We start from the raw sequence: 10,755 nt of genomic DNA, 5'->3' as shown, positions 1-10,755 counted from the left end.
CAAATGGTGTTAATACTTTTGCAAGAAAGCACGTGTTTCGGGGGCTACAGCCCGGCAGGGGTTGGATCCAACCGACGAACGGTCATGGCACATGGCCTTGTCTTGATCGGCTATATCGCTTCAGCGTTTTACGCCACTTCGGCGCCATCGTTCGGCCACAGCGGTTCATTGGCTTCCAGGGGCGGCAGCCCATGGGCTGCCCTGGCGGCATCGCAGCTGGGGTTGTGCACACCATTTTCCCACGAGGCATCGAACTCGCGGCAGGGAGTCGAGCGGTTGGCGTAGATGGTGCACGCCACCTGCTTGCCGATCTCGCCGTCGAGGCTGATGCAGCGGCAAGGCTTGGCGTCGGTGCCGATCATCGCCACCCGCGTGGGGTTGATCTGCACCACCAGGTCATCGGGCACCAGGCCCCCGGAGGACTGGCACTCACCCCAGAAGAAGGACACACGGAAATAGCCGCAGCAAGCGCCGCAGGTGAGGCAAGGGTTCTGTTCGGACATGATGGCACGGAGGGGGAAGGTTATTGTTATCGGGGCGGGCCCGCGGCGCCATTTGTAATCGAAGCGAGGGGTGGCTGAGAAGAGGGCGATGCAAAAAAAGATGGCCGTCGATCGCCTGGCAAACCCGCCCCCTGCAGGAGCGGGATTGCCCGCGATGAGGCCGCCAGCCGTTACTTGCTGGTCAAGCCATCGGCCCGGAACATCTGGCGGATACCGCGGATCGCCTGGCGGATGCGGTCCTGGTTCTCGATCAGGGCGAAACGCACGTGGTCGTCGCCATAGTCACCGAAACCGATGCCCGGCGATACGCAGACCTTGGCCTCGGCCAGCAGCTTCTTGGAGAACTCCAGCGAGCCCAGGTGCGCGTAGGCCGGTGGGATCTTCGCCCAGATGTACATCGACGCCTTGGGGTTCTCGACCATCCAGCCCAGCTCGTGCAGGCACTTGACCAGCAGGTTGCGGCGCTGGCGGTACTGCTCGGCGATGTCGCGCACGCACTGCTGGTCGCCCTCCAGCGCAGCGATGGCCGCGACCTGCAGCGGGGTGAAGGTGCCGTAGTCGTGGTAGCTCTTGATCCGCGCCAGGGCACTGACCAACTGTGGGTTGCCGACCATGAAGCCGATCCGCCAGCCGGCCATGTTGTAGCTCTTGGACAGGGTGAAGAACTCCACCGCGATGTCCTTGGCGCCCGGCACCTGCATGATCGACGGCGCCTTCCAGCCGTCGTAGACGATGTCGGCGTAGGCCAGGTCGTGGATGACCATCACATCGTATTGCTTGGCCAGGGCCACCACGCGCTCGAAGAAGTCCAGCTCGACGCACTGGGCGGTGGGGTTGGAGGGGAAGCCGAGGATCATCATCTTCGGCTTGGGGATCGACTCGCGGATCGCCCGCTCCAGCTCGGTGAAGAAGTCCACGCCTGGCACCAACGGCACGGAACGCACCTGGGCACCGGCGATCACCGCGCCGTAGATATGGATGGGGTAGCTGGGATTGGGCACCAGCACGGTGTCGCCATGGTCGAGGGTGGCGAGCATCAGGTGCGCCAGGCCTTCCTTCGAGCCGATGGTGACGATGGCTTCGCTTTCCGGGTCGATGTCGACCGCATAGCGTTCCTGGTACCAGCGCGAGATCGCACGGCGCAGGCGGGGGATGCCCCGGGAGGTGGAATAGCCGTGGGTGTCTTCGCGCTGGGCGACTTGCACCAGCTTCTCGACGATGTGCGGCGGCGTGGCCCCGTCGGGGTTGCCCATGCTCAGGTCGATGATGTCCTCGCCACGACGGCGCGCGGCCATCTTGAGTTCGGCGGTGATGTTGAAGACGTAGGGGGGGAGACGATCGATGCGCGCAAAGCGGCGCGGCGAACCTTGGTCGGCCATGCTTTCCTCGAGAGACGTAAGCGCCCGGAACCGTCCGAGCGACGTTGGCCACTGCGGTGGCCGAGGCAGAAGATAAGCGCCCTGACCGGCGCTTGTAAAGGGGGCCAGGTCAAGCGCAGGCCCCCTTCCCCGCTCAGCGCAAAGCCTTGTAGCTATCGGCACTCTGCTGCGCCTGGGCCAGGCCCTCGGCAGGGTTGAAGGTCTGGCCACTGACCTTGCTGAACTCGGTGCCGTTGAGGCCATGGTGAACCAAGCGCTGCTCCTTGCCTTCGGTGATCGCCGTATAGGACTGCTTGCGCATGGCTTGGTATTGCGCGTCGGCAGCGGCCATGGCCTGGTGGTACTGGGTCAGCGTGGCATCGTCGAGCGGTTGGCGCTTGGTCAACTGCGTGCCCCAGCGTGTCAGGCAGACTTCGGCGAAATGCCGCACGATCTTGCCCGGTTCGATCAGCACCGCGCCACCGCTCGCACCATCGACCGAAGCATTGCCCACCAGGGTGGCGTGGCGCCCCGGCAACGGGAAGATACTGATGCGCGCGTCCAGGGGCATGACCGGGATCACGCAGGCAAAACCCTTGGAGCGCTCGTCGCGGGCGTAGTAGCCCACGTACTCCTTGACGTTGGTCGCCAGTTGCACGCGCTCCAGTTGCACGTTGCCGATACCCGGCACCGGGTCGATGGCAAAGATGTTCACTGCCACGTCCTTGAGCTGCGGGTCATCGGCCATGGCGTTGGCCAGCATGTGGCAGCTGATGCCTCCGCGGCTCCAGCCGACCAGGTTGACGGTGGTGGGGATCAGCGGCTTGCGCATCTGCTTGATCAATTGCTCTTGCAAAGCCTGCGGGGTGACCGGGCGATCGCCGTAGTCATACGTGCGCCAGAACCAGGAGCCACCGGCGCTGGCGTCCGGGATCGGAATGCCGGCGCGCTTCAGATTGTCGTATTCCTCCTGGGTGAGCTTCTTGCGCTGCCAGGTGCACTGGCCCTTGATGACCTGCAGCGCATGCTGGACGTTCTCCTTCCAGCCATTGCCGAACAACGTGCCGGTGATCTTGAAGTGGTCGCCATCATCCACGAACAAGGTGTCGTTCTGCAGGTTGCCACTGCCGGGGCCGTCGACGGCGATCCAGTCGACGAATTCGCGGCCAGCGTTGTTCGCCGCCAGGGTCGAGACCAACTCGCCGTTCCAGAAGTTGGGGTTCTTGTCGTCGAAGCTGTGGGAGCCGGTGCCGGAGAAATAAACGGTGAATGCGCTCATGCGGTGAGCCTCCTGGTTGTCGGAGGGGCACCTTAGGCCGGGGCGGTGGTTGGAGACAGTTGGAAGGGTTGGGGGCGGTGAGGTTACTGTGGGGCTCGCCCGACTAGGACCATCACCAGGCCATGAAAAAACCCGGCACTGGGCCGGGTTCTTCATGAAGCAGTGTCGCTCAGCGTGCGTAGGTCATCAGCACGTCGGCGGCGGTCTGGCTGTCCACCGACATCATCACGCTCAGGGCGGTGACGGTGAGGATGGAGAAACCGAACACCTTGCGCGCCCACTTGCTGTCGTCCTCGGCCTTGTAGCCGCCCCAGGCCATGTACAGCCAGTACAGGCCCATGGCAGCCGCCACGGCGAGGTAGCCCAGGCCGGCGTAGCCGCCCAGGGTGAGCATCAGGGTGGCGAGCACGAAGGCCAGCACGTACAGCACGATCTGCTTCTTCGCCGCGAGGATACCGCGCGCCACCGGCAACACCGGAATGTTGGCGGCGCTGTAGTCCTTGAAGCGGAAGATGGCGATGGCGAAGCTGTGTGGCATCTGCCACAGGCTGAACATCACCAGCAGGGTCACGGCCGCCAGGTCGAAGCTGTTGCTCACCGCGCAGTAGCCGATCACCGGAGGCATGGCACCGGACAGGCTGCCGACCAAGGTGCCGTGCACCGACTTGCGCTTGAGCCACAGGCTGTAGAAACCGACGTAGACGACGAAACCGATCAGCGCGCAGTAGGCCGCCAACGGGTTGGCCTGGACGTACAGCAGGCTGAAGCCGGCCACCCCGAGCAGGGTGGCGTAGGCCAGCGCGAGGGCCAGTGGCATGCCACCCTGGACCATGACGCGGTTCTTGGTACGCTCCATCTTCTGGTCGATGTCGCGGTCGATGCAGTTGTTGAACACGCAACCGGACGCCACCACCAGGGAAGTACCTACCACCACCGCCAGGAACAGGGCGAAGTCCACATGGCCCTTCGCGGCAAGGAAGAAACCGCCTGCCACGGAAAGCACGTTACCGAAAATGATCCCCGGTTTGGTGATTTGGATAAAGTGCTTCACGGACATGCAGTCTTACCTCACTTGGCCATCATTTCGATGTGGATGTTGAACATGATCCACAGCGACAGGCCGACCAGCAGAGCGATGACCAAGGTGGTGAACAGGAACGTCGACACGTTGGAGCGCTGCTCTTTCGAGCGGTCCATGTGCAGGAAGTACACCAGGTGCACCACCACCTGGATGACGGCCATGGCCACCACGATCAGGACGGTCAGGTTCTTCGGCAGGCTTGGGTACATCACCAGGCCGAACGGGATCGCGGTCAGGATGATCGACAGGATGAAGCCGACCATGTACGACTTCACGCTGCCGTGATTGCCTTCGTGGTGAGTGTCGTGCGCGTTAGCCATTACAGAACCCCCAGCAGGTAGACGACGGTGAAGACGCAGATCCAGACCACGTCCAGGAAGTGCCAGAACAGGCTCAGGCAGCTCATGCGGGTCTTGGCGGTCGGGGTGATGCCTTTGGTCTGGATCTGATACATCAGGATCGCCATCCAGATCAGACCCGAGGTCACGTGCAGGCCGTGGGTGCCGACCAGCGCGAAGAACGCCGACAGGAAGCCACTGCGCTGCGGGCCGTAGCCTTCAGCGATCAGGTGATGGAATTCGTAGATTTCCATCGCGATGAAGCCGGCACCGAACAGGAAGGTCACGGCCAACCAGCCCAGTACGCCTGCCTTGTTGCCAGCGAACATCTTCAGCATGGCGAAGCCGAAGGTGATCGAGGACAGCAGCAGGAACGCGGTTTCGACCAGCACGAAGTCGAGCTGGAAGATGTCATGACCCGACGGGCCGCCGGCAAAACTGCCGGACAGCACCGCGTAGGTGGCGAAGAGCGACGCAAACAGAATGCAGTCGGTCATCAGGTACAGCCAGAAACCGAAGACGGTCATCTGGCCCGAGTCGTGGTGGTGATCGTCATGCCCATGGTCGTGACCATGAGCTGCACCGTGGATTACTTGACTGGACATTGATTACACCCGTTCAAACGATTCGACACGTGCGCCGCCAGCAGGCAGTGCACCGGCCTGGGCCAACGCTTTCAGGCGCTCGCCTTCGATACGCGCCACTTCTTCGGCAGGGACCATGTAGCCCTGGTCGTCACGCGCGGCGTGGCGAACGAAGACGGCGATGGTTGCTACCAGGCTTGCACCCACCAGCCACCAGATGTGCCAGATGAAGGCAAAGCCGAAGACGGTCAGGAACAGACCCATGAACAGACCGGTAGCGGTGTTGTTCGGCATGTGGATCGCTTCGTACTTGGCCGGAGCCTTGTAGGCAACACCGGCTTCCTTGGCTTCTTGCCAGGCATCCAGGCCGACCTTCTCAGGCATGTGGGCGAAGTTGTAGAACGGAGGTGGCGAGGAAGTCGACCACTCCAGGGTACGGCCACCCCATGGATCGCCGGTGACGTCCAGGTTCTGGTTGCGGTCGCGAACCGACACGTACAGTTGGATCAGTTGGCAGGCGATACCGAACAGGATCAGCACCGCACCGACCACGGCCACGTACAGGTAGGGTTCCCACAGTGGGTTGTCGGAGTGGTTCAGGCGACGGGTCATGCCCATGAAGCCCAGCGCGTACAGCGGCATGAAGGCCACGTAGAAACCGGACAGCCAGAACCAGAATGCCGCCTTGCCCCATTTCTCGTTGAGGGTGAAGCCGAAGGCTTTCGGGAACCAGAAGGCGAAGCCGGCGATGTAGCCGAACACCGCGCCGCCGATGATCACGTTGTGGAAGTGAGCGATCACGAACAGGCTGTTGTGCAGGACGAAGTCAGCACCTGGAACGGCCAGCAGTACGCCGGTCATGCCACCGATGGAGAAGGTGACCATGAAGCCCAGGGTCCAGAGCATCGGCGCGGTGAAGCGCACGCGGCCTTGGTACATGGTGAACAGCCAGTTGAACAGCTTCACACCGGTCGGGATGGAGATCAGCATCGTCGCCAGGCCGAAGAAGGTGTTGACGCTGGCGCCGGCACCCATGGTGAAGAAGTGGTGCAGCCAGACCGCGAAGCCCAGGACGGCGATCGCACCCGATGCATAGATCATCGCGTGGTGGCCGAACAGACGCTTGCTGGAGAAGGTCGAGGTCACTTCCGAGAACACGCCGAACGCCGGCAGGATCAGGATGTACACCTCAGGGTGACCCCAGGCCCAGAACAGGTTGACGTACATCATCGGGTTCCCACCAAGCTCGTTGGTGAAGATGTGGAAGTCCAGATAACGGTCAACGGTCAGCAGGGCGAGTGCAGCGGTCAGGATCGGGAAGGAAGCGACGATCAGCACGTTGGCCCAGGTGCAGGTCCAGGTGAAGATCGGCATGTCCATCAGTTTCATGCCAGGCGCGCGCATCTTCAGGACGGTGACCAGGAAGTTCACGCCTGTCAGTGTCGTACCCAAGCCAGATAGCTGTAGCGCCCAGATGTAGTAGTCAACCCCCACGCCCGGACTGTACTGGATCCCCGACAGTGGCGGATAGGCAACCCAACCGGTCTTGGCGAATTCGCCGACGCCCAGGGAGATGTTGACCAGCAGCACGCCTGCCAGCAGCAGGTAGAAGCTCAGGGAGTTCAGGAACGGGAAGGCAACGTCACGTGCACCGATCTGCAGAGGCAGCGCCAGGTTCATCAGGCCGGTGAAGAACGGCATCGCCATGAAGATGATCATGATCACACCGTGGGCGGTGAAGATCTGGTCATAGTGTTCAGGCGGCAGGTAGCCTTCGGAGCCGCCGGTAGCGGCAGCCAACTGGGTACGCATCATGATGGCGTCGGCGAAGCCGCGCAGCAGCATGACCATCGCGACGATGATGTACATCACCCCGATCTTCTTGTGGTCGACCGTGGTCAGCCACTCGGTCCACAAGTAGGACCACTTGCGGAAATAGGTGATGGCACCAACGACGGCGAGGCCCCCGAGCGCGATCATGGCAAGCGTCACCATGACTATCGGCTCGTGATAGGGAATCGCCTCCAGGCTTAATTTACCGAACATCTCTTACTCCTCTGCACCGGCAGCTGGTTGCATACTCGTTTCCACACCCTTGGTAGTGGCCAGGTCTTTGCTGCCTGCTTCTTCGTGGCTCGGACGACCACGGTTCATGCCTTCGTACTTGTCGACGATGAGCTGGAACGTGTCAGGCGAAGCCTCGCTGTACAGCTCGACTGGGTTGTTTTCGCTTGGTTTGGCCAAGGCGTCGTACTCGGCCTTGTCCAGCTTCTTCGGCGAAGCCTTCACTTGCGCGACCCATGCATCGAAGTCGGCTTGCGAAGTGGCGGTTGCCTTGAATTTCATACCGGTGAAGCCCGCACCGCTGTAGTTCGCGGAGATACCGTCGAACTCGCCATTTTCGTTGGCGATCAGGTGCAGCTTGGTGGTCATGCCCGCCATCGCGTAGATCTGGCCGCCCAGCGCAGGGATGAAGAACGAGTTCATCACGGCGTCGGAGGTCACGCGGAAGTTGACCGGGGTGTTAGCCGGGAAGACGATCTTGTTGACCGTGGCGATGCCCTGCTCCGGGTAGATGAACAGCCATTTCCAGTCCAGGGCGACCACGTCGATCTGCACCGGCTTCACATCGGAATCCAGTGGACGGTACGGGTCCAGCTTGTGGGTGGAGTGGTAGGTGACGTAGCCCAGGGCGATGATGATCAGGATCGGGATGATCCACACCGCGGCTTCGATCTTGGTCGAGTGCGACCAGTCGGGGGTGTAGGTGGCGGCCTTGTTGGAAGCGCGGTACTTCCAGGCGAACACCAGGGTCATGATGATGACGGGCACGACGACCAGGAGCATCAGGCCGGTGGCAATCAGGATCAGCTCCTTTTGCTCAACGCCTACCTGGCCCTTCGGATCGAGCAGGGTCCACTTGCACCCGCTGAGTAAAAGCATGCCTAAAAAGGGCAATATGCCAAACAGTCTGGGGTAACGCTTTTTACTCATCTCACGACCTCTAGATCAGCTTGCTTCAATGCAATTTGTGTTTTGGTCGCCAACACTTCGTCCTGCCAAGCGTCAGCATTTCGGGCTCGAATTCGCTCCTGCCTGGGGTCCGACTGCAGGACCTGGCGTCAAGCGGGTTTACGGTGCTTTGGTTTCTTAGGCTAACGGCCTGTACTTCAGACCAAGTCCATTTGGTGCGGGAAAACGCGGAGGGGGGTCCGCCCGGATCGCCGCTGGGCGAAACTTGACGAAGTCAGCAAAAGGCGCGCTGGGGCTGCCTTCAATTCCTGCGACTCGCAAGCAGTGCCGAACGGAAATTGGGGGCGATTGTAGATAGGTCGCCCCCCCTTGACTATGACTTATTGAGCAACAGTCTTTTACAAGATGCGTAACAATACTGCTCAAAAAATCAACTTCGCGACAGTTTGTCGCACCCCGCTTGATCGGCCCACAGGCCACGTTCTAGAAGGGTTTCGTATTGATCTGGGTCAGTCTTTGGGGGGATTTCCCGGGCTTTCACGCCGTGCAACAGACTTGCGTAAAAGCGGGACTTTTGTCTAAGCCCGGCGCCGGTTGCGATAGATGCCCAGCGGCACCAGGACGGCGGTCAGGACGAAGGCCGCCAAGGCCCATTGCGCCAGGGACAGGCCAAGGATTGGCGGGTAAGGCGTGGTGCAGAAACCATCGACCTGGAACGCCAGCGGCCAGACCCGCGCCAGTGGCAGGTCGTCGACGATCGGTTGCAGGGTATCGATGCCGCAACTGACCGCCGGGTTGGCGAGTATATACACATGGTTGCCCGCCGCAACGATTCCGCCAATCGCGCTGAGCACCACCAGGGCTTCGAAGAACGTCAGGCTGCGCCGCCCGGGCATGGCGGCGGCGATGAAGGCGAACAGCGCGATCAGCAGCAGGGCGTAGCGTTGCAGGATGCACAACGGGCACGGCGCCTCGCCCAGCACCACCTGCATGTACAAGGCGCCGCCGATCAGGGAGAGGCAGATCAGCCCCAGCAGCACCAGAAAGCGCCGTTCCCGATTCAGGCGCAAGGTTTGTTCGTTCATTGCCGATTCCTTCGATGGACAGTAGCAGCGCATACCGCACGACTGGGCGTTGCGGCGTGGGGATGCGTCGAGAGGCGCGCCGTGGCTATCCGTGGTGAGCTAGGACCGGTCGAAACGACGTCGGTTCAACGTCGCCCGCAAAATACGCGGTAGCCCGGATGCCAGGCAGGCGCAAGCCCCTCGACACCCAGGAGTGAAGGATACAGTGATTAAAGGAGGATTAAAGGTGAAAGTTCGCCTGCAGCGGTTCAGCGCGTTCCTTATATAGAGAGGTGTGAACCCCATCGCGGGGCGAGTCGGATCGCCGCACCGCGATGGGGCCGTCGCCGCTAGCGGATCACTCCAACGCCGCCGCCGGCCCGAAGAACTCGTAGCGGCTCTGCCGCTCCGGCACGCCAAGCCCCTTCAGGTGACGACGGATCGCCGCCATGAAGCCCTTCGGCCCCAGGAAGTAGGCCTCCAGGTCACGCTCGCGTGGCAGCCACTCGCCCAGCAGTTCCTGGGTCAGCAGCCCCACCGCATGCACCCCGCGGCTGCCATCGTCCTCGGCATAGCAATAGAAGCGCTTGAGCTGCGGGTGACGCTCGGCCAGCGCATCGATCCAGTCGCGGAAGGCATGTACCGCGCCGTTACGCGCACAGTGAATGAAATGCACCGGGCGCTGGGTCTTCAGCGCCGCTTCGAGCATCGCCAGGGTCGGCGTGATGCCTACCCCGCCGCTGATCAGCACCAACGGTTTGTCGCTCTCGGCGAGGGTGAACTCACCGGACGGCGGGAACAGGTTGATGCGCTCCCCCACCTGCAGCTGGTCATGCAACTGGTTGGACACCTTGCCCCCAGGCTCGCGCTTGACGCTGATGCGGTACTGCTCGCCGTCGCACAGGGCCGACAACGAATAGTTGCGGCGCTGCTCGGCACCGTCGACGAACACCTGCAGGCCTATGTACTGGCCCGGTTCGGCCTTGAGTACCGGCTGGCCATCGACCGGCGCGAAATAGAAGGAGACGATCTCACTGCTCTCCCGCTCGCGGCGCACCACGCGAAATTCCCGCGCCCCGCGCCAGCCACCGGTGGCCTCTTCCTTCTGCTTATAGATGCCCTCCTCGGCACCGATGAGGATGTCGGCCAACTGGCCGTAGGCCGCGCCCCAGGCTTCGATGACCTGCGGCGTGGCGATGTCCTTGCCGAGCACCTCTTCGATCGCGCGCAACAGGCAGCGGCCAACGATCGGGTAATGCTCCGGAAGAATCTGCAAGGCCACATGCTTGTTGATGATCTGCCCGACCAGCCCGCCGAGCTGCTCCAACTGGTCGATATGGCGGGCGTACATCAACACGCCGTTGGCCAAGGCGCGTGGCTGGTCACCGCTGGCCTGGTGGGCCTGGTTGAACAGCGGACGCACCTCGGGGTACTCGCTGAGCATCATCTTGTAGAAGTGGGTGGTCAGGGCCTCACCGCCGCTTTCCAACAGCGGAACGGTGGCCTTGATGATTGCACGTTGTTCGGCATTGAGCATGTTGCGACTCCTGGGCCTGTGGCTTCGAATGGTTGCCT

General features: G+C 62.0%; 10 protein-coding genes. All 10 read right to left on the bottom strand.

All coding sequences use genetic code 11. The annotated features are described in order from the left end of the window. Positions 1-128: 128 nt before the first annotated feature. The gene (locus P0Y43_RS05725) at positions 129-503 is read right to left on the bottom strand and encodes a YkgJ family cysteine cluster protein (protein ID WP_275636337.1); all 375 of its coding nucleotides are present in this window, start codon (positions 501-503) and stop codon (positions 129-131) included. A gap of 170 nt (positions 504-673) precedes the next feature. After that, entirely contained in the window at positions 674-1,882 is a 1,209-nt protein-coding gene (gene alaC / locus P0Y43_RS05720; protein ID WP_275636336.1) for an alanine transaminase, read from the bottom strand. Between the two features lie 133 nt (positions 1,883-2,015). Then, the gene (locus tag P0Y43_RS05715) at positions 2,016-3,140 is read right to left on the bottom strand and encodes a hypothetical protein (protein ID WP_275636335.1); all 1,125 of its coding nucleotides are present in this window, start codon (positions 3,138-3,140) and stop codon (positions 2,016-2,018) included. 169 nt (positions 3,141-3,309) lie between these two features. After that, the gene (gene cyoE / locus P0Y43_RS05710; protein ID WP_275636334.1) at positions 3,310-4,197 is read right to left on the bottom strand and encodes a heme o synthase; all 888 of its coding nucleotides are present in this window, start codon (positions 4,195-4,197) and stop codon (positions 3,310-3,312) included. Positions 4,198-4,208: 11 nt separating this feature from the next. After that, positions 4,209-4,541 (bottom strand): cytochrome o ubiquinol oxidase subunit IV, encoded by a 333-nt coding sequence (cyoD, locus tag P0Y43_RS05705; protein WP_275636333.1) that lies wholly within the window; start codon positions 4,539-4,541, stop codon positions 4,209-4,211. Then, positions 4,541-5,164, bottom strand: coding sequence for a cytochrome o ubiquinol oxidase subunit III (locus P0Y43_RS05700; RefSeq protein WP_275636332.1), 624 nt, complete (start codon positions 5,162-5,164; stop codon positions 4,541-4,543). Before P0Y43_RS05700 ends, cyoD begins: the two co-directional genes overlap by 1 nt. A 3-nt stretch (positions 5,165-5,167) precedes the next feature. Beyond that, entirely contained in the window at positions 5,168-7,189 is a 2,022-nt protein-coding gene (cyoB, locus tag P0Y43_RS05695) for a cytochrome o ubiquinol oxidase subunit I (protein WP_275636331.1), read from the bottom strand. A 3-nt stretch (positions 7,190-7,192) separates the two neighbouring features. Beyond that, positions 7,193-8,137 carry a ubiquinol oxidase subunit II gene (gene cyoA, locus P0Y43_RS05690; RefSeq protein ID WP_275636330.1) on the bottom strand — a complete coding sequence of 315 codons (945 nt, stop codon included), beginning with the start codon at positions 8,135-8,137 and terminating at the stop codon, positions 7,193-7,195. A 557-nt stretch (positions 8,138-8,694) separates the two neighbouring features. Then, on the bottom strand, positions 8,695-9,201 hold the full coding sequence (locus tag P0Y43_RS05685) for a disulfide bond formation protein B (RefSeq protein ID WP_275636329.1): 507 nt from the start codon (positions 9,199-9,201) through the stop codon (positions 8,695-8,697). A gap of 337 nt (positions 9,202-9,538) precedes the next feature. Then, a complete protein-coding gene (gene hmpA, locus P0Y43_RS05680) occupies positions 9,539-10,717 on the bottom strand; it encodes an NO-inducible flavohemoprotein (protein WP_275636328.1) in 1,179 nt (392 codons plus the stop codon). Between the last annotated feature and the right edge of the window lie 38 nt (positions 10,718-10,755).

The organism is Pseudomonas entomophila, assembly GCF_029193575.1.
Classification (GTDB): Bacteria; Pseudomonadota; Gammaproteobacteria; order Pseudomonadales; family Pseudomonadaceae; genus Aquipseudomonas; species Aquipseudomonas entomophila_G.
Note: the sequence above shows the minus strand (reverse complement) of the source record. Positions and strands in the feature narration are given on the sequence as shown.